Origin of the sequence: Novacetimonas cocois, from assembly GCF_003311635.1 — a bacterium.
Taxonomy (GTDB): domain Bacteria; phylum Pseudomonadota; class Alphaproteobacteria; order Acetobacterales; family Acetobacteraceae; genus Novacetimonas; species Novacetimonas cocois.
The window spans coordinates 16,305-35,681 of sequence record NZ_QEXL01000009.1; the positions used below are offsets into that span (position 1 = coordinate 16,305).

Here is a 19,377-nt window from a genome sequence, read left to right on the forward strand (position 1 = left end):
GAAAACTGGCGGCAGGCAGGCCCCATGCCGGGGCATGCCCGCGTCGGGACCGGATCAGCGGTCCTTCAGGCGCGCCAGAACGTGCTGGCGGGTGGAAGGCGACACGAAATCCGCGATATCGCCATCCAGCCGCGCGATCTCCTTGACCACGCGGGAGGAGATATACTGGTTCCCCTGTCGCGCCATCAGGAAAATGGTTTCGATATCCGGGGCCAGATGCATGTTCATTGCAGACATCTGGTTCTCGTAATCGAAATCCGCAACCGCCCGCAGGCCCCGAAATATTGCATGTGCCCCATGCGCGCGCGCGGCATTTACCAAAAGCCCTTCGAAACCCACCACCTCGATTGCGATGGGATGGGCGGCATGGATGTCGCGGATATCGGCGCGGATGCACGCGATCCGTTCCTCCAGCGACAGCAGGGGCTGCTTGTTCGTGTCCTTCGCCACCCCGATCACCAGGCGGTCCACCAGGCGTGCGGCACGCGCGATGATGTCGAGATGCCCGCTGGTCACGGGATCGAACGTGCCGGGGTAAAAGCCGGTGCGCGCGGTGGCCTCAGTCATCGGCATCGGTGTCCGCCCCGGCGGGTGGCGCCGCGCCGTCTTCCCCGTCGCCGCTCACCTCGTTCGCGTCCGCCGCGTCATCCTCGTCCGATCCGTCATCCATGACGGGGAACACGCTGGTGACTTCTTCCGTATCGTTCAGCCGGAACAGGGTGACGCCGCTGGCCTGTCGGGACATGATGCGGATCTGGTCCACCGGCAGGCGGATCAGGCGGCCCGCGTCGGTAACCAGCATGACATCCGTGCCCGCCAGCACCGGCAGCGTGGCGACAACGGCGTTGCCCCGCCGCGCGGTGGGGAAGGACATGTTGTTGATGCCCTGTCCGCCGCGCCCGCTGACGCGGTAGTCATAGGCCGAGGACCGCCGCCCGAAGCCGGCATTGCTGACGATCAGCAGGATTTCCTCCGCCGCCTCCAGTTCCGCCACCCGTTCGGGCGGCAGGGCAAGGTCGGTGGACGTCTCTTCCTCGTCCATGGTGGCGTTTTCGGGGACGGTTTCGGCCTCATCCCCGTTCTGGGCCGCATTTTCGGCGCGGCGGCGGGCATTGGCGATCCGCAGATAGGCCGCGCGTTCCTCCACCGTGGCATCGACATGGCCCAGCACGCACAGGCTGTTGACCTCGTCCCCTTCGGCAAGGCGGATGCCGCGTACGCCCGAGCTGCCGCGCCCGGCGAACACGCGCAGGGTTTCATCGGTGATCTGGAAACGGATGCAGCGCGCGTTGCGGGTGCCAAGGAAGACATCCTGCCCCTCGCGACAGGTGGCGACGCCGATCAGGCGGTCCCCCTCGTCCAGTTTCATCGCGATCAGGCCGGAGGAGCGGATGTTGCGGAAATCGCTCAGCCGGTTGCGGCGCACGTTGCCCGACGCCGTGGCGAAGACGAGGTGGAGGTTCTCCCACAGGTCCTCGTCCTGCGGCAGCGGCAGCACCGCCGTGATCGAATCCTCGCCCAGATCGGGCAGCAGGTTGACCAGCGCGCGTCCCTTGGCCGTGGGGCTGGCTTCGGGCAGGCGCCACACCTTTTCCCGGTAGGCCTTGCCGCCGGAGGAGAAGAACAGCACCCACTGGTGCGTATGCGCGTTGAAGGAGCGGATGATGATGTCGTCACCACGTCGCCCGGCGGCCGTGCGGCCACGGCCGCCACGGTTCTGCGCGCGGAAGATGTCGAGCGGCGTGCGCTTGATGAACCCTTCGCGCGTGATGGTCACGACCATCTGGCCCGGCTCGATCAGGCTTTCGTCCGTCTGGTCGCCTGCGTAATCGGCGATGTCGGTGGCGCGGGGCGTTGCGATTTCCGCGCGCACCGTCGCCAGTTCGTTGCGCATGACCTCCAGCCGGCGCGGACGGCTGGCGATGATTTCCAGCAGTTCGTTGATGCGGGTCGCGACTTCGGAAAGCTCCTGCTGGATCTTGTCGCGCTCCAGCCCGGTCAGGCGCTGCAGCCGCAGTTCCAGGATGCCGCGCGCCTGCGCTTCCGTCAGGTGGACGCGCCCGTCAACCACAACGTTGCCTTCGTCATGGATCAGCGCGAGCAGCGGGGAAATGTCGCCCGCGTCCCATGCGCGTTCCATCAGGGCAGCGCGGGCCGTGGCGGCGTCGGGGGCGGCACGGATCAGGGCGATGACCGCGTCGATGTTCGCCACCGCGATGACCAGCCCGACCAGCAGGTGCCCACGGTCACGCGCCTTGTTCAGGTCAAAGCGCGCGCGGCGCAGGATCACCTCCTCGCGGAAGCGGATGAAGGCCTCAAGGACCTCCTTCAGCCCCATCAGGCGCGGCTGCCCCCCGTCAAGGGCAAGCATGTTGACCCCGAAGGAGGTCTGGAGCTGCGTGAAGCGGTAAAGCTGGTTCAGCACGACCTCGGGCGTTGCGTCGCGCTTGATCTCGATGACGATGCGCATGCCCGAGCGGTCGCTTTCGTCGCGGATGTCGGCAATGCCTTCCACCTGTTTGGAACGGACCAGGTCGGCAATGCGCTCCTGCAGGGTGGCCTTGTTCACCTGATAGGGGATTTCGGTGATGATGATGGCCTTGCGGTCGCGGCGAAGCTCCTCGATTTCCGCACGGGCGCGGATGATGACCGAACCGCGTCCCGTCTCGAACGCGCTGCGGATGCCCGCGCGGCCCAGGATCGTCCCGCCGGTGGGGAAGTCGGGGCCGGGCACGTACTGCAGCAGATCATCCAGCGTCATGTCGGGGCGTTCGATCATCGCCAGCGTCGCGTCAATGATTTCGCCCGGATTGTGCGGCGGGATATTGGTGGCCATGCCAACCGCGATGCCCGACGCGCCGTTGATCAGCAGGTTGGGGAAGGCGGCGGGCAGGATCTGCGGTTCCTGCTCGCTTTCGTCATAGTTGGGCTGGAAATCGACGGTGTCGCGGTCGATGTCATCCAGCAGGAACGACGCCGCGCGTGCCAGCCGTGCCTCGGTATATCGCATGGCGGCGGGGGAATCGCCATCGACCGACCCGAAATTGCCCTGCCCGTCAATCAGCTTGACCCGCATCGACCACGACTGCGCCATGCGCACCATCGCGTCGTAGATGGAGGAGTCGCCATGCGGATGGTACTTACCCATGACATCGCCGACGGCGCGGGCCGACTTGCGGTACGGCTTGTCGTGGGTGAAGCCGCTTTCGCGCATGGAATACAGGATGCGCCGATGCACCGGTTTCAGTCCGTCGCGCACGTCGGGCAGCGCGCGGCTGACGATGACGGACATGGCATAGGCCAGATAGGAGGAGCGCATCTCCTCCTCGATGGTCACCGGCAGCATGTCGGAGGGCGGCGTCTGTTCGGGAATATCGGTCAAGGCAGTTCCGTCATGGCTGGTTTTCGCACGCGTTCCGGTGGAAGCGCGCAGGGGCGGACACGGGGGCGGGCATCAGGACTCGCGTCGGGGGAAGATGCCGCGTGAAATTACGTCCCACCATTAGCAGAATTGCGCCCCCGCGCGAAGCGTGTCGCGCAGGCACGCGCGTCATGGGGGGACGCGTCAGGGGAAAGGGCCGGCGGGGATGGTCGCGCGGCGCATGGGGGCAGTGCGCGCGAACGCATGCCACGGCCGGCGTCCGCGTCCATCCCTGCGTCCTAGAACGGGATTTCGTCGTCGAGGTCGCTGCCGCCCGCTGGCGCGTCCCAGCCGCCACCGCCACCCGAACCGCCCGCCGGGGCGGAACGGGGGGGCTGTGACGTGCGGCCGGGGTTGCCGCCGCCATATCCGCCACCGCCGTTTCCGCCGCCATAGCCACCGCCCATGTCGCCGCCTTCGCCGCCGCGATTGCTGTCAAGCAGGACGAGATCGCCACGGAAGCGGTCGATCACCACCTCGGTAGTGTAGCGTTCCTGCCCCGACTGGTCCGTCCACTTGCGCGTCTGAAGCGTCCCTTCGAGATAGACCTTGCGTCCCTTGCGCAGGAAGCGTTCGGCCACGTCGCCGATGCGTTCGTTGAAGATGACCACCCGGTGCCATTCGGTGCGTTCGCGCCGTTCGCCAGAGGCACGGTCGTTCCATGTCTCGCTTGTCGCAAGGGTCAGCGATACGATCTTCGCGCCGCTCTGGCTGTTGCGGATCTCCGGGTCCTTGCCCAGATTACCTACGAGGATGACCTTGTTGACGCTACCCGCCATTTGATGTCCTGCTTGCTGTTCGGGTTCACCGGCGGCCTGTTCCCAGGCCCCGGGGGGCCGGGCCGGTCCGTCGGAAACCGCCATGTCCGCCCTGCGGCGGAACGGCCGTTCATGATGCGCCCATCCTAGACTGAAATGGGCGGCGACCGGAAGGGTGGCGCGTCATCGAAAAAGAAGTCCCGCCTTTTCGCCCCCTTGCCCTGTCGCGCGTATGGGGACAGAACAACATGGCAACATCACATTCGGTTCCCGCGGGATGCCCGCGGGGCAGGAGGATAACATGGACGATTCTTCTCCCGCGCGGGCGGGGGCCGGTGTGCCGCAGGTCACGGGGCCCGCGATTCGGGTGCGGGGCGCGCGCGCGCACAACCTGAAGAATGTCGATGTCGACATCCCCCGCGACGCGCTGACGGTCATGACCGGCCTGTCGGGGTCGGGGAAATCGTCGCTGGCGTTCGACACCATCTATGCCGAGGGGCAGCGGCGCTATGTCGAGAGCCTTTCGGCCTATGCGCGGCAGTTCCTTGAACTGATGGGCAAGCCGGACGTCGATTCGATCGAGGGGCTGTCCCCCGCGATTTCGATCGAACAGAAAACCACGTCCAAGAATCCGCGCTCCACCGTGGGTACGGTGACGGAAATCCATGATTACATGCGCCTGCTGTGGGCGCGTGCCGGTGTGCCCTATTCCCCCGAAACCGGCCTGCCGATCGAGGCGCAGACCATCAGCCAGATGGTCGACCGCATCATGGCCATGCCGGAGGGGACGCGCCTGATGCTGCTGGCCCCGGTCATCCGCGACCGCAAGGGGGAATGCCGCAAGGAACTGGCGGACCTGCAACGCAAGGGCTTCACCCGCGTGAAGGTGGACGGCACGCTGTATGAAATCGGCGATGTGCCGGACCTCAACCGCCGCCTGCGCCACACGGTGGAGGCCGTAGTGGACCGCATCGTCGTGCGCGAGGGGCTGGAATCCCGTCTTGCCGACAGTTTCGAGACCGCGCTGTCGCTGTCCGACGGCCTTGTCTATGCCGAGGAAGTGCGGCGTGAGAAGGACGATGACGGCACGCCTGCGGAACGCACCGTCTTTTCCTCGCGCTTCGCGTGCCCCGTCAGTGGCTTCACGCTGGAGGAGATCGAGCCCCGGCTGTTTTCCTTCAATGCGCCGCAGGGGGCGTGTCCCGCGTGCGACGGCATCGGTCAGGAAACATTTTTCGACCCCCACCTTGTCGTGCCGGATGAGGGGCTGTCGCTGAAGAACGGCGCGATCGCCCCGTGGCGCAACAGCCAGAGCCCCTATTACCAGCAGACCCTGGCGGGAATCGCCGCCCATTACGATGTCAGCATGGACACGCCGTGGCGCGACCTGCCCGAAGGGGTGCGCGATGTCATCCTTCACGGCTGTCGCGATCCCATCGCCTTCACCTACAGTGACGACCGGCGCACCTATACCCTGACCAAGCCGTTCGAGGGGGTCATCACCAACCTGCGCCGCCGCATGGCGGAGACCGACAGCGTCTGGGTGCGCGAGGAGCTTTCGCGATACCAGTCCGAAAAGCCGTGCCATGTCTGCCACGGCGCGCGCCTGCGGCCCGAAGCCCTGTCGGTCAAGGTGGCGGGCCTGAACATCGCGCAGGCTTCCGACATGCCCATCCGCCGCGCGCTGGAATGGTTCGCGACGGTGGAACCCACGCTGAGCCCGCAGCGCGCGGAAATCGCACGCCGCATCCTGCGCGAAATCCTCGACCGGCTGCGCTTCCTTGATGATGTGGGGCTGGATTACCTGACCCTGTCGCGCGGTTCGGCCACGCTGTCGGGCGGGGAGAGCCAGCGCATCCGCCTTGCCAGCCAGATCGGTTCCGGCCTGACGGGCGTGCTGTACGTGCTTGACGAGCCATCCATCGGGCTGCACCAGCGCGACAATGAACGCCTGCTCGGCACGCTGGAGCGGCTCAAGCGGCTGGGGAACACGCTGATCGTCGTCGAACATGACGAGGACGCGATCCGGGCCGCGGACTGGCTGATCGACATGGGGCCGGGCGCGGGCGTCAATGGCGGGCATGTGGTCGCCTATGGCACGCCGCAGCAGGTCGCGGCCAATCCCGACAGCCTGACGGGCGCGTACCTGTCGGGGCGCAGGCGCATCGAGGTCCCGGCGCATCGCCGTCCCGTCGACCCGGCGCGGGAGCTGGTCCTGCGCGGGGCAACGGGCAACAACCTCAAGGACGTGACCGCGCGCTTCCCCCTGGGCACGTTCACGTGCGTCACGGGGGTTTCGGGCGGTGGCAAGTCCACGCTGGTGATCGATACGCTGTACAAGGCCCTGTCGCGGCGGCTGATGGGATCGGGGCAGAACCCGGCCCCGTATCGTGAAATCGACGGGATCGAACAGCTCGACAAGATCATCGATATCGACCAGTCCCCCATCGGACGCACGCCGCGATCCAACCCCGCGACCTATACCGACCTGTTCACCCCGATTCGCGACTGGTTCTCGGAACTGCCCGAAAGCAAGGCACGGGGGTACAAGGCGGGGCGCTTCTCCTTCAACGTGAAGGGCGGACGGTGCGAGGCATGCCAGGGCGACGGCGTGCTGAAGATCGAGATGCACTTCCTGCCCGACGTGTTCGTGACATGCGATACCTGCAAGGGCGCGCGCTATAACCGCGAGACGCTGGAGGTAAAGTTCCGGGGCAAGTCGATCGCCGACGTGCTGTCGATGTCCGTGGACGAGGCGCTGCCGTTCTTTTCCGCCGTGCCGCGCATCCGCGACCGCCTTGCGATCCTGCAGAAGGTGGGGCTGGGCTATGTCGCGCTGGGACAGCAGGCCACGACCCTGTCCGGGGGCGAGGCGCAGCGCGTGAAGCTGTCGAAGGAACTGGCCCGCCGCGCCACGGGCCGGACGCTGTATATCCTCGACGAGCCCACCACCGGCCTGCATACCGAGGACGTGCGCAAGTTGCTGGAGGTGCTGCACGCGCTGGTGGCGCAGGGCAACACGGTCGTGGTGATCGAACATAACCTGGAGGTCATCAAGACCGCCGACTGGGTGATCGACATGGGGCCGGAAGGGGGGGACGGCGGTGGCCGCATCGTGGCCGAAGGTACGCCCGAGGAGGTCGCGGCGAATCCCGAAAGCCATACCGGCCGATTCCTTCGCCCCCTGCTGGCGGAGCGTCCGGTGATCGCGACGCCGCCGCCAAAGCCCGCGCGGAGGAAAAAGGTTGCGTCCCCCGCCACGGCACGCGGAAAAAAGACCGCCGGCGCACCAAAATCGCCCACGTCGGGCGCACCCGGCGGAGGGAAAGCGAAAAAGGGCGGAAAAAAGCCGAAAAAAGCTGAATGAAACCCGGCGGCGCGCGATAGGGTTGCATGGCGGGAGGACGGAATTGAAAAATATTCCGCCAAACAGGCGAAAAGTGCTTGCATCCTGCCCGGCAGAGGCCCTATCAGCGCCACTCTTGGCCCAAGGGGGCAATGTCTGCCCAACAGGCTGTCTACTGGTTTGGGGGTACGTGATGAACGCACTTGCTCAACTGGGGATGGTCTCGGAACTCCCGAGCGATAACCAGATCTCTTCAGCGCCGTTTTCGTCCGACGACGACCGGAAAGATTATTTCGTCGAAAAAGACGGGATGAAGTTTGCGGGCACGCATCTTCTTGTCGATCTTTGGGATGCGCACAATCTTGACGATCCCGACAGGATTGACCGCACCCTGTGCGAAGCCGCAGTGACGGCCGGGGCGACGATCCTGCACAGCCATTTCCACCACTTCACGCCCAATGGCGGCGTGTCCGGGGTGGTCGTGCTGGCGGAAAGCCACATTTCCATCCATACGTGGCCGGAACGCAATTTTGCCGCCGTGGACATCTTCATGTGCGGCGCATGTGATCCGCATCTGGCGATCCCGGTCATGCAGCGCCTGTTCCAGGCAGGCCGGATCGAGGTGGACGAGCAGCGTCGCGGCCGCGTCCAGCCCTGATTTCGTGCATGGGGGCACGCCATGTGTTCCCATGACCTGCTGTAGCCGATGCCCCCGCGCAGGGAGGTAATGACAGGCCGGACCGATATGTCCGGCCCGTTTTCGCATGGATATTTTTCAAGGAGCACCACGGATGTCCGACGTCTGGATCAGCGAGACCCTGTACGGGGGATGGCGACAGCAGTTTCGTGTCAACAGGATGCTGGCCCAGACCAAAAGCGCGTTCCAGGACATCGTGGTCTTTGAAAACGAGGATTATGGCCGTGTCCTGATGCTCGACGGCGTGGTGCAGATCACCGAACGTGACGAGTTCGTCTATCAGGAAATGCTGACGCATGTGCCGCTGCTGGCGCATGGGGCGGCGCGCAATGTCCTGATCATCGGGGCGGGCGATGGTGGCGTCCTGCGCCGCGTGCTGCAGCACAGTACGGTCGAACGCGCGGTGATGGTCGAAATCGACGGGGAGGTCATTTCCCTGTCCAGAAAATTCCTGCCCGACATTTCAGGCGATGCGTGGAACGACCCGCGCGCGGACGTGATCGTGGGCGATGGCATCGAATACGTGGCCAACGCGCCGGATGGGTCCTTTGACGCGATCATCGTGGACAGCACCGATCCGATTGGCGTGGGCGAAGTCCTGTTCACCGATTCGTTCTATCGTCACTGCGCGCGCATCCTGACCGATAACGGCCTGATCGTGAACCAGTGCGGCGTGCCGTTCATGCAGGCCGACGAACTGCGTGACACCAGCGCGCGCCGGGCGCAGTTCTTCCGTCATGTCTCCGCCTATGTCGCGGCCGTTCCGACCTATGTCGGCGGGTTCATGACGCTGGGTATCGCCGCCAAGGGCGAGGCCCCCGGACAGCACGATGTCAGCGTGATCCGCGAACGCGCGCGCAAGGCCGGCATTATCGAGGGATGCCAGTACTGGACCCCCGAAATGCACGTCGCGTCCTTTACGCTGCCGCCCTATATCGCGCGCAACCTGCCCGGCCACGGCCAGAAGGGTTAAGGCCGGAGCGGCATCCGGTGAAGACCGTTTGAAAAGGCAGGTTCGGCAGTGCCCCGGACCTGCCTTTATTTTTTATCAGCAGGCTGATTCCAGACGCTCTCCTGACGGCCGGATGGCGTCGTCGCGGCAGGCGATGGCGCCTCGGGCGCACCAGTGTTCGCGTTGCGCCTGGCGCAGTCCCACAGGCGTCCCACGTCGCCCCTGCCTTCGTCCATGTGGCGATACAGGCGGATGTCGATGTCGAGGTTCCATCGCGGATCGCGCGAAGCAGGCACGAGCGCGCCGGTGGCAAGTTCCGTCCTTATCAGGCTGCGCGGCAGCCAGCACAGCCCACCCCCGGCAAGCACGACGGCCTTCAGCCCATGGGCAATGGCATTCTGGTGGACCGTCACGCGCTCAAATGGGGGCGAGACATCGAACAGCCGTCGCAGCACCAGCCCGAAGAAGGAATCATCGCCATAGGTGGCATAGGGCACCGCGATCGGTCGGGCCAGTGCCGCATCCAGAAGGCCCTCTCCCGTCCATTTCATGCCATCGACGACAAGTTCGCGCGCGGTCACGGGGATTGCCTCGTCCGAGGAAACCTTCAGGAATTCGAACTTCCCTTCCTCCAGCCGCAGGCTGACGTAACGGTGCGCATAGGTCAGGAAGAAATCGGCCTCTTCCTCCACCAGCGCTGACAGATTGGCCTCGATCCCACCCCGGTCCGGCAGGATCGCCGTACGGATCGGTGGCGCATCCCGGCTGAGGGTCGCCATCCAGTTTGGAAAGAACGCCACGGCCAGCGTATGCAGCGCCGCGAAGCGCACCAGCTTCGCCGCCGCATCCCCCCTGAAAGCTTCACGCGCCCCGTAAAGCTGTCGGATCATGTCGCGCGCCTGCGGAAGGAAGCGCAGCCCTTCGCGCGTCAGCTCGGCAGGGAGGGAGGCGCGACTGACCAGCGTCGTGCCGAGCCAGTTCTCAAGCTGCCGGACCCGTCGGCTCAGGGCGGGCTGTGTGACATGGCGAAGCTCCGCGGCACGCGAAAAACTGCCTGTTTCCGCCAGTGCCACGAAATCTTCCAGCCATTTCAGTTCCATCTACCCATGACCTTTTCCCAAGGGGGACTTATCTAGCAAGTGCATGATATTCCTACATTATGCAGAAATGGAATATCTTTGTGCCAAATTGCTATTGGCCTTGTCGGGCACGATCCGCCAGCATCCGGGCATCATCTGCTGACGAAGGCGCCGATGGAACGGACTGTATATTGTGCCGGCACGTACATGCCGCAAAGCGAGGCGCGCCTCAGCATCTTTGACCGCGGCACGCTGTTCGGGGACGCGATTTACGAGGTTACGGTCGTTCTGGACGGGCGGCTGATCGACAATGGCCTGCATCTCGATCGGCTTGAGCGTTCGCTTGCCGCGCTGGCGATTCCCATGCCGTTGCCAAGGCATGAAATCGAGGCCATCCAGCACGAACTCGTCGCGCGTAACGAACTGGTGGAAGGCACGCTGTACCTGCAGGTCAGCAGGGGCGAGGCCGACCGTGATTTTGTCTATCCCGCCGACATGCGGCCCGGCTTTTTCGCCTTTACCCAGCACAGGGCGATCCGCGATACCCCGGCGCAGAGGCAGGGCATCAGCGTCGCCCTGATGCCTGATCCACGCTGGGCGCGACGCGACATCAAGACGACGATGCTGCTCGGGCAGGTGCTGGCAAAGCGGGAGGCACGGGCCACGGGTTTCGCCGATGTCTGGTTCGTCGAGGAGGGCGTGGTTACGGAAGGCGCATCTTCGACCGCGTTCCTCATCACCCGCGCGGGCGCGGTGGTGACCCGTCCGAATTCCCACGCCATCCTGCCCGGATGCACACGCAAGGCCGTGCAGGCCCTGTGCGCCCGTCATAATCTGGAGTTCGAGGAACGTGGCTTCACGCCCGATGACATCGCGATGGCGGCCGAGGCCTTCCAGACCAGTGCCTCCTCGCTTGTCACGCCGGTCGTAAGGGTCGGCGCGATTCCCATCGGGGATGGAGCGCCCGGCCCCATGACCCGCCGGCTCCAGCATTATTATCTTGAGGCAGCACTTGGGCAGGGATCCGATACGCCGCCCGGTAAGCCGGGGCCTGATCTCTTGTGAGGCGGGTCCGGCATACCGGCCTGGCATTCGCGCTGCTGGCGGGCCTTGCGTTTCATCAGGCCCACGCGGCCGAGGGCTATGGGCAGTGCAGGCTGTTCGGCCACGGTGCGACGCATCACGTGACACCGGCCGTGCCGGGGCAGCTGACCGTGCTGATCAATCTTCCGGCTGTTGGCGAATTCAACGGGGATACGCCCACGACCATCCGTTCGGGGCGGGAGTTCTGTCTTGCGGTGAATATTGCCTACCGCCTTGGCCTTGATCGGGTCGTCCTGCGCAATGCCTCGTTCGATTCCCTCGTGGCCGGACGGAACCGGGATTATGATCTGGCCCTGGCGCTTGTGTCCGTGCGGCATCGGGAACATGAGGTCGTCACGTTTTCCGCGCCCTATGCCTTCGACAGCTATGGCATCGCGACGCGCGCCACCACGCGGATGGACGAAAACACCCTGCGCGCGGCCCGCGTCGGCACGCAGCTGGGCACCAACGTCACCTCATGGGCGCGGGACAGTCTGAAGATCCGCCGTCTTTCCGCGTTTGACGATACCGGCACGATGTTCACGGCCCTGGCGGCGGGGAACGTGGATGCGGTCATCACCAGCCTGTCCGTCATCCTTGGGCAGGCCGGCGCCGCGCAGGGACGTTTCAGGGTGGTGGGCCAGTTCCCCGAGGGAACGCCGATCGCGGCGGTGCTGCCGCTGCATTCGCCCGAAGCCCCCGTGATCGACCGGATCATCAATGACATGCGAACGGAGGGAACGCTGCGCGCGCTTGAAATGACTTACCTCGCGCCCCTGTGGAAGGGCGCCGATCCCGCGACGATTCCGGTATGGCATTGAGGGCGGGCGACATGGGACGGCCCGCGCGTCCGGTTCATATCCATCGCGGGCGATCGCTGCTGTCCCTGCTGGTCGCGCTCGGAACAACGGGCGTGTCCGTGCTTTCGGTCCTGCGGATCGGCGGTTATGCGCATGGGCAGGGGATCGGGCTGCCCGTCATCGTGGCGGTGGCGGCCGTGACCTGCGCGGCCTGCGCGCATGTCATCGCGCTGGGCTGGCGTGCTGTCGCACTGTCGGCGCGGGCCGGACGGGTGGACGAGGTGCATCGCGCACGCGAACTGGGCGCGCGGGCCTCCCTGCGGTCGTGGAACGCCCTGGCATGGTCCTGCGCGTTGCTGATCGGCGTCGGGCTGGCGTGGCTTCTGGCGCTGAATGACGCGGCTGTCAGCCGGACCTTCTTCGACCTTGCGCTGATCCGGCGTTCGGCGGGCGAAATCCTGTCCGCCTTTACCACCAACATCGTCATCTTTGCCGTCTCGATGGTCCTGATCCTGGTCTGGGCGCTTCTTATCGCCATCGCGCGCACCCTGCCCGGCGAGGCGGGGCGGCCGCTGCGGCTGATGGCGACCGTCTATTGCGACCTGTTCCGTGGCCTGCCTTCAATCATTACCATCTACCTTATCGGCTTCGGCCTGCCGCTGACCAACCTTCCGTTCGTCTCCACCCTGTCGTCGAGCACCTATGCCATCATCGCCCTGACGCTGACCTATGGTGCCTATACGTCCGAAATCTACCGCGCGGGGATCGAGGGCGTGCATCACAGCCTGATCGCCGCCGCGCGTTCGCTGGGGTTCAGCCATGCCATGACCCTGCGCCATGTCGTGGTTCCCATTGCGTTGCGCAACATTGTTCCGCCGCTGATGAACGACTGCATCAGCCTTCAGAAGGATACGGCGCTGGTGTCCGTCATCGGCACGATCGACGCGTTCAACCAGTCGAAGATCATAGCCGCCAACAATTTCAACCTTTCCGCCGTGACAACGGTCGCGATCCTGTTTGTCCTGATCACGATCCCGCAGGCACGGCTTGTCGACCGGCTGACGCAGCGCGCGCGCAGCCGTCGGACGGGAAATGCATGATGGCCCTTCTGGAAATCGATAACATCACCAAATATTACGGCGCGAACAGGATTCTGGCCGACCTTTCCCTTTCGGTCGACGAACATCAGGTCGTCTGCCTGATCGGGCCGTCGGGATGCGGGAAATCGACGCTTCTGCGGTGCATCAACCGGCTGGAGGAAACCAGTTCGGGTGAAATCCGCATCCATGGCGAACGCATTACCGGACCGGGTGTCGATCTCGACCGCCTGCGACAGGATATCGGCATCGTTTTCCAGTCCTATAATCTTTTTCCCCATATGACGGTGTTGCACAATACCATCCTTGCCCCCACGACGCTGCGCAACCAGCCGCGCGCCGAAGTAACGGATCGTGCGATGGCGCTGCTGGAACGCGTGGGGCTTGCGCGCAAGGCCCATGAATATCCCGATCGCCTGTCAGGGGGACAGCAGCAGCGCGTCGCGATCGTCCGGGCATTGATGATGGATCCCATGCTGCTGCTGCTCGATGAGATAACCTCCGCCCTGGATCCGGAGCTTGTTGCCGAAGTGCTTGACCTTGTGCGCGATCTTGCGACACGTGGCATGACCATGATTCTTGCGACGCATGAAATGGGCTTCGCGCGTGAAGCCTCCGACCGGGTCTGCTTCCTCTATCAGGGACGGGTTCATGAGGAAGGGACCCCGCAGGAAATCTTCAGCGCGCCGCGTCAGGAAAAGACACGTGCCTTCCTGCGTGACCTTGTCAAGGCGGGGCGGCTGTGAGCGGGGCCTTCCCCCTTGCGCGTGACTTCGGGCTGATCCCCGACGGGCATCTGCCGCCCGGCGCGCTGAATGCGCTGTGTGACGTGCCGGGTGTCACGGTCGGGCATCGCACCATCCGCCGGGATGCGATCGCAACCGGCGTGACCGCGATCCTTCCCCATGGCGGGGACCTGTTTCGCGAAAAGGTCCGCGCGGGGGTGGAGGTCATCAACGGCTTTGGAAAATCGGTCGGGCTGATCCAGGTCCGCGAACTGGGCACGATCGAGACGCCCCTGCTGCTGACCAATACGTTTGGCGTCAGCGTCTGCGCCGACAGGCTGATCCGCCGGGGCATCGTCGCCAATCCCGCCATCGGTCGCGCGACCTCGACAATCAATCCGCTTGTCCTTGAATGCAACGACGGCGCGATCAACGACATCCAGGCCTTTGCGGTCAGCGGGGATGACGCGGACGCGGCACTTGCCGCCGCGCGCCCCGGCCCCGTGACGCAGGGCGCGGTCGGCGCCGGGACGGGAATGACGGCGTTCGGTTTCAAGGCCGGTATCGGCACGGCCTCGCGGCGCATGACGCTGGATGGGCGGACTTTCACGCTGGGCGTGCTCGTGCTCGCGAATTTCGGCGTTTCGGGCGATCTCGTGCTCCCGGACGGGCGGCGTCCGTCGCCGCGTGCGCCCGGTGGGGAGGAACGCGGATCGGTCATTGTCGTCATGGGCACCGATCTTCCCCTTGATGACCGCCAGCTGACGCGCGTGGCGCGGCGTGGCGCGGCCGGCCTTGCGCGGCTTGGCGCGTTCTGGGGCAATGGCAGCGGCGACATCGCGCTGTGTTTCAGCACCGCCGACAGGGTCGCGCATGATCCGGCGACGCCCTTCGCACCCGTCATGCGCATTGCCGAGTCACTGATCGATCTTCCATTCCGCGCGGCGGCCGAAGCCACGCAGGAAGCCGTGCTGAATGCGCTTTGCGCCGCCCCGCCGATGCCGGGTCGGGATGGCGCGTTTTTCCCATCCCTTACCGACTGGCTGCGAGAACATCCGATCCATGAAAATCTTTCTTAGCGCGGATATGGAAGGCACGGCGGGCATTACGGCGTGGAGCGAAACCGAACCGCAGCATGCCGATTACGCCGCCTTTCGCATCCTGATGACCGATGAAGTCGTTGCCGCCTGCGAAGGCGCCCGGCAGGCGGGGGCCGCCACCATCGTGGTGAAGGACGCCCATGACAGTGGCCGCAACCTGCTTGTGGATCGCCTGCCGGCGGATGTGACCATCGTGCGCGGCTGGGCCGGGCATCCCGATGGCATGATGTTCGGCATTGACGACGGTTTCGACGCCGCCCTTTATACCGGCTGTCATGCCCGGGCGGGGGCGGAAGGAAATCCGCTGGCCCATACGACGACCACCCGCATCGCCGGCGTCACGCTCAATGGTGCGCCCGCGTCGGAATTCAGGCTCAATGCCCTGTGCGCCGCGCGTTACGGTGTCCCGTCGGGGTTCATCAGTGGCGATCGTGATATCTGTGCGGAGGCACGTGCGCTCGTGCCGGGGATCGACGTGGTGGAAACAATGACCGGGACCGGTTTTGCGACGACCTCCCTCGTTCCCGCCCGCGCGACCACCCTGATCCGCGATACCGTCGCGCGTGCCCTGTCCCGTCCCATGGAGGGGTGTTTTCCCCCAAAGGCGGACGGGTACGAACTGATTGTCGAATTCCGCTCCCCCAATGATGCCTACCGGGTCCAGTGGTATCCGGGTGCCCGCCTTCACGGCCCCTGCCGGGTCGCGTTTGCCGCGCGGGACTATTTCGAAATCCAGCGCGCCTACATGTTTCTGACACGTTAGGCCGCGCGGGGCCTGATTTGGAAGCGACGGGGGGGACTGTCCGTGCTTTTGCGAACATGCGTGGCGATGTCCCCGGCACGAAAGACGCATGCCCGTGCGCGGACCCGTTCAGGTGCGATACCCCGTCCCACAGGCCGACAGGGTGCGTTTCACGCCGGATGGAGTGCTCCCAGCCGTGACTATCGGGAAAGGACCAGCATCCGGTCAATGTTGGCCGGGTCTTTCATGATGTCGTCGGGGGTGACGGGCTGCCTGCCGCTGGCCGTGATCTGCGACAGGTCGAACCCGGCCTGCAGGAAACTGTCCAGGAACGTCATCGGGTCGGCATACCGGTCGGGGGTGAATTCCAGAATGATCGAAAGGGGTTTCCCACGGCCGAGGATGCCCTGCATGCCCGCCCATACGGCCTGCTCGCTTCCTTCGACATCGATCTTGATGAAATCGACAGGCCGGTCCCCCACAATGTCATCAAGTGTCCTGGTCCTGACGCGAACGGAGGTGCTGTTGTCATCCCCGCCTGAATGGGGGGCGCCGTAATGGACCGCGCCGTTCTGGGGAAAATTCCTGGGAATTGTCAGGGTCATTTCCTGCCCTGATTCCGCGGTTATCGCATCGGTAACCAGTTCCACGCGACTGTCAAACGCATTTACCCGTATGGATTGGGTCAGCAGGGACGCCATGCGCGGATTGGGTTCCGCCACGATGGCCTTGCCATCCGGTCCGACCAGATCCGCCAGCAGCACGGAGAAATAACCAAGGTTTGCCCCCACATCAATGGCGGTCATGCCTTCCCTGACCAGGTCGATCATGACTTCCGTGACCGCCATTTCCCAGTAACCATCAAGTATGAGGTGGGGAGACAGGCCACGGTCTTCCGGATTGACGAACATTTTATACTTGCAGAGAACGCGGCACAGGATGGCATCATCCATGGGGACGCCACAAGCTTTTGCCCGGCTGCGTTGCCTGTATATCGCACGGGGAAGTTTACGCATGAACCGTGGATGTAAAATGCCCGCATGCAAGGGTGGCGTATGTTCTTTTATATTCCGGAGTATTCTGGATTTTGTGGAAATTATTTTTTTGAAATTCAGGTCCAGCGTTCCCAAAGACACCATCATCTAAAATCCGGAATATTTATTCATGTGAAAACCCCATACATTATTGGAAAATATTTGTCCATATTGTTTATTTTGTGTCAAAAGTGACCCAATACATGAAAAATACCATCCGATGGGGGCGCCTTGGGCAATGAAGATGGTCGTCAGGTTGCCTGCCGGGGCTTCCATGTAATCCTCCACGGATTGACGGGGAAAAACTGCCTGGATGAGGCTGGGCCGGACAGGACGCCCTGTGGTTGGGCCATCCGCCGGGTCATCCACTGGCGCGCACCGAACCGTCAGGACCGACATGTTCCTGACGGGGTACGTCTCCAGCATTGCCGGATGGCGCATGCGCGACCTTCCCCGAAGGGAATGGCGATCCGGGTCCTTGCCCCGGCCCATTCCCGTGATGGCAGGATCCATTCTTTTCCGGGCTGCTGGGTCCTTAAGTGCGGGACGGCGCGTGGCGCGATGTCTTGCGCACGCTGACGGTGCGTACCTTCAGCGTGTTCACCGTCTTGTCGAAGGCCTTGAAATGTGGCGTCGCCAGATGCGCGTCGAATGCAGCCGCGTTGTCATACACCTCGTGCAGGATGACGGTATCGGGCTCCTCGCTGGTGGTCAGCACGTCAAAGCTGGAACAGCCCGGCTCGTCCGTGACCGAGCGGATGCTGTCCTCGACGCAGGCATCGAGGAACTGCTGGCGTGTCTGTGCCGTGGTCTGGAATTCCGCCACGATGATGAGGGGGGCGTCTGTCATGTCTGTCATCCTCCTGTTTGGGTCCGGCATCCGTGTCGCAGGGGCGTGTCCGCAAGGGATCGAGGGCGCGCCGGACCGTGGCCGCATTGACGGTCGCGCGGGCGCGGGGATGCGAACGTCATTCATGGATTGACTTGTGTTCCGGTGTCATGTCAAGCAGTCGGATACTGACACGGGAGAGACCGGCCATGCCGGCGCCGAAGGAGCAACCGCCCCGGAAACTCTCAGGCAAAAGGACCGGTCGGTGATAACTTCTGGAAAGAGATGTCCGCTCGCCGGGCATCCGCCGACGGGATAGCGATCTCAGGCACAGGTGACAGAAGGGGCAGGTGATATCCATTACGGAGTCGCGGGAGCCCTTTTCATGTCCATGCCATCGGCGCAGATCATAACGACTTCGCAATTTCCTGCCCTTTCCCCCATATATTTCCCATGCGCGCGTCCTGATGCCGCGAATCGCATTCCCCCGGCGCGCCCCGTGTCGTGGCATGCGTGTCGTGGCGCCGGTGGCGTCGTCGGGACATATCGTAATGACGAGGTAGTCTTCGCATGACCCAGGGTCTTTTGCGCACGCCGCTGCACGCGCTGCATCTTGAGCTGGGGGGACGCATGGTGCCCTTCGCCGGATATGAGATGCCGGTCCAGTACGCCGCCGGCGTCATGGCAGAGCATCTTCATACCCGTGCCGCGGGCGGGGTGTTCGACGTCTCGCACATGGGGCAGGTGCGGGTCCGTCCGCGTTCCGGCGTGATGGAGGATGCGGCGAAGGCGCTCGAACGTCTCGTGCCTGCCGATATCGTGGCACTGCGTCCGGGACGGCAGCGTTACGCCCTGCTGATGCGCGACGACGGGGGCATCAGCGATGACCTGATGATCGCCAACATGGGGACGTGGTTCCTGCTGGTGGTCAACGCGGCCTGCAAGGAGGCCGATTTCGCGCTGATCAAGGCCGGCATCTCCGATGTCTGCGAGGTGGAATTCCTCTCCGATCGCGCGCTGATCGCGGCACAGGGGCCTGCGGCGGTCAGGGCGATGGCGCATCTTGCCCTCGAAACGGCCGGCATGCGCTTCATGGATGTGATCGAAACCGAGGTCGCGGGCGTGAAATGCGTCGTTTCGCGCTCCGGCTATACCGGCGAAGACGGGTTCGAGATCGGCATGCCGGCTTCGCAGGCCGAAAAGGTGGCGCGTGCGCTGCTGGCCTGTCCCGACATGGCGGCGGCCGGGCTGGGCGCGCGTGACAGCCTGCGGCTGGAGGCGGGGCTGTGCCTGTATGGTTCGGACATCGACACGACGACATCCCCGGTCGAAGGTGCGCTGGAATGGTCGATCCAGAAAAGCCGCCGTCCCGGTGGCGCGCGCGCGGGCGGCTATCCGGGGGCGGATGTCGTGGCGCGGCAGCTGAGCGAAGGTGCACAGCGGCGGCGCGTCGGACTGCGCGGGGAGGGACGCGCCCCGATCCGTGGCGGCGCGCCCCTGTTCAGCGACGCCGAGGGCACGCACCAGGTCGGCCATGTGACGTCGGGCGCCTTTGGCCCCAGCGTGCCCGGCCCTGTTTCGATGGGATACGTGGATGGCGCGTGCGCGGCCGTTGGCACGCCGCTGTTCGCGGGCGTGCGTGGCCGCTTCCTGCCGGTCCATGTGGTGGCGCTGCCGTTCGTGGCGCCGACCTTCCGGCGCTAGGCCCCGGTTC

Annotated in this window: 17 protein-coding genes and 1 riboswitch; of the genes, 10 read left to right on the top strand and 7 right to left on the bottom strand. The window is 64.6% G+C overall.

The window, feature by feature from the left end; translation table 11 throughout:
* Positions 1-54: 54 nt before the first annotated feature.
* From coaD to ssb, 3 genes are all read right to left on the bottom strand, one after another.
* The gene (gene coaD / locus NJLHNGOC_RS07840; RefSeq protein WP_113595972.1) at positions 55-567 is read right to left on the bottom strand and encodes a pantetheine-phosphate adenylyltransferase; all 513 of its coding nucleotides are present in this window, start codon (positions 565-567) and stop codon (positions 55-57) included.
* The gene (gene gyrA / locus NJLHNGOC_RS07845; RefSeq protein ID WP_113595971.1) at positions 560-3,346 is read right to left on the bottom strand and encodes a DNA gyrase subunit A; all 2,787 of its coding nucleotides are present in this window, start codon (positions 3,344-3,346) and stop codon (positions 560-562) included. Before gyrA ends, coaD begins: the two co-directional genes overlap by 8 nt.
* Positions 3,347-3,660: 314 nt before the next feature.
* Complete coding sequence (gene ssb, locus NJLHNGOC_RS07850; protein ID WP_113595973.1) at positions 3,661-4,200, bottom strand: single-stranded DNA-binding protein; 540 nt, start codon at positions 4,198-4,200, stop codon at positions 3,661-3,663.
* A 280-nt stretch (positions 4,201-4,480) separates the two neighbouring features.
* On the opposite strand from ssb, the gene uvrA reads away from it, so the two are divergent.
* The 3 genes from uvrA (at position 4,481) to speE (ending at position 9,195) form a co-directional block, all read left to right on the top strand.
* On the top strand, positions 4,481-7,546 hold the full coding sequence (uvrA, locus tag NJLHNGOC_RS07855; protein WP_113595974.1) for an excinuclease ABC subunit UvrA: 3,066 nt from the start codon (positions 4,481-4,483) through the stop codon (positions 7,544-7,546).
* 172 nt (positions 7,547-7,718) lie between these two features.
* Complete coding sequence (gene speD / locus NJLHNGOC_RS07860; protein WP_110526671.1) at positions 7,719-8,183, top strand: adenosylmethionine decarboxylase; 465 nt, start codon at positions 7,719-7,721, stop codon at positions 8,181-8,183.
* A 133-nt stretch (positions 8,184-8,316) separates the two neighbouring features.
* A complete protein-coding gene (speE, locus tag NJLHNGOC_RS07865; protein ID WP_113595892.1) occupies positions 8,317-9,195 on the top strand; it encodes a polyamine aminopropyltransferase in 879 nt (292 codons plus the stop codon).
* Positions 9,196-9,260: 65 nt separating this feature from the next.
* On the opposite strand, the gene NJLHNGOC_RS07870 is transcribed toward speE, so the two are convergent.
* Positions 9,261-10,274: a LysR family transcriptional regulator gene (locus NJLHNGOC_RS07870; RefSeq protein WP_113595893.1), complete on the bottom strand. Its 1,014-nt coding sequence runs from the start codon at positions 10,272-10,274 to the stop codon at positions 9,261-9,263.
* A 153-nt stretch (positions 10,275-10,427) separates the two neighbouring features.
* Here NJLHNGOC_RS07870 and NJLHNGOC_RS07875 point away from each other — a divergent pair, with 153 nt between their 5' ends.
* The 6 genes from NJLHNGOC_RS07875 to NJLHNGOC_RS07900 are packed head-to-tail and all read left to right on the top strand — an operon-like array spanning position 10,428 to position 15,821.
* On the top strand, positions 10,428-11,318 hold the full coding sequence (locus NJLHNGOC_RS07875; RefSeq protein ID WP_113595975.1) for a D-amino-acid transaminase: 891 nt from the start codon (positions 10,428-10,430) through the stop codon (positions 11,316-11,318).
* Positions 11,315-12,157, top strand: a complete 843-nt coding sequence (locus NJLHNGOC_RS07880; RefSeq protein WP_113595894.1) for a substrate-binding periplasmic protein — start codon at positions 11,315-11,317, stop codon at positions 12,155-12,157. Before NJLHNGOC_RS07875 ends, NJLHNGOC_RS07880 begins: the two co-directional genes overlap by 4 nt.
* 11 nt (positions 12,158-12,168) lie before the next feature.
* The gene (locus NJLHNGOC_RS07885; protein WP_206059737.1) at positions 12,169-13,236 is read left to right on the top strand and encodes an amino acid ABC transporter permease; all 1,068 of its coding nucleotides are present in this window, start codon (positions 12,169-12,171) and stop codon (positions 13,234-13,236) included.
* Entirely contained in the window at positions 13,233-13,979 is a 747-nt protein-coding gene (locus NJLHNGOC_RS07890; protein ID WP_239021408.1) for an amino acid ABC transporter ATP-binding protein, read from the top strand. The genes NJLHNGOC_RS07885 and NJLHNGOC_RS07890 overlap by 4 nt, the downstream gene beginning before the upstream one ends.
* Positions 13,976-15,037, top strand: a complete 1,062-nt coding sequence (locus NJLHNGOC_RS07895) for a DmpA family aminopeptidase (protein WP_206059738.1) — start codon at positions 13,976-13,978, stop codon at positions 15,035-15,037. Before NJLHNGOC_RS07890 ends, NJLHNGOC_RS07895 begins: the two co-directional genes overlap by 4 nt.
* Complete coding sequence (locus NJLHNGOC_RS07900) at positions 15,021-15,821, top strand: M55 family metallopeptidase (RefSeq protein ID WP_113595897.1); 801 nt, start codon at positions 15,021-15,023, stop codon at positions 15,819-15,821. Before NJLHNGOC_RS07895 ends, NJLHNGOC_RS07900 begins: the two co-directional genes overlap by 17 nt.
* A 179-nt stretch (positions 15,822-16,000) precedes the next feature.
* On the opposite strand, the gene NJLHNGOC_RS07905 is transcribed toward NJLHNGOC_RS07900, so the two are convergent.
* The 3 genes from NJLHNGOC_RS07905 to NJLHNGOC_RS07915 form a co-directional block, all read right to left on the bottom strand.
* Positions 16,001-16,753, bottom strand: coding sequence for an FkbM family methyltransferase (locus tag NJLHNGOC_RS07905; protein WP_165837884.1), 753 nt, complete (start codon positions 16,751-16,753; stop codon positions 16,001-16,003).
* 189 nt (positions 16,754-16,942) lie between these two features.
* A complete protein-coding gene (locus NJLHNGOC_RS07910) occupies positions 16,943-17,347 on the bottom strand; it encodes a hypothetical protein (RefSeq protein ID WP_113595899.1) in 405 nt (134 codons plus the stop codon).
* Positions 17,348-17,369: 22 nt separating this feature from the next.
* Positions 17,370-17,684 (bottom strand): putative quinol monooxygenase, encoded by a 315-nt coding sequence (locus NJLHNGOC_RS07915; RefSeq protein ID WP_113595900.1) that lies wholly within the window; start codon positions 17,682-17,684, stop codon positions 17,370-17,372.
* Positions 17,685-17,846: 162 nt separating this feature from the next.
* A riboswitch (glycine riboswitch) is annotated at positions 17,847-17,934 on the top strand.
* Between the two features lie 299 nt (positions 17,935-18,233).
* Between NJLHNGOC_RS07915 and gcvT the strand changes: the two genes are divergently transcribed.
* The gene (gene gcvT, locus NJLHNGOC_RS07920) at positions 18,234-19,367 is read left to right on the top strand and encodes a glycine cleavage system aminomethyltransferase GcvT (RefSeq protein WP_113595901.1); all 1,134 of its coding nucleotides are present in this window, start codon (positions 18,234-18,236) and stop codon (positions 19,365-19,367) included.
* Positions 19,368-19,377 lie beyond the last annotated feature (10 nt).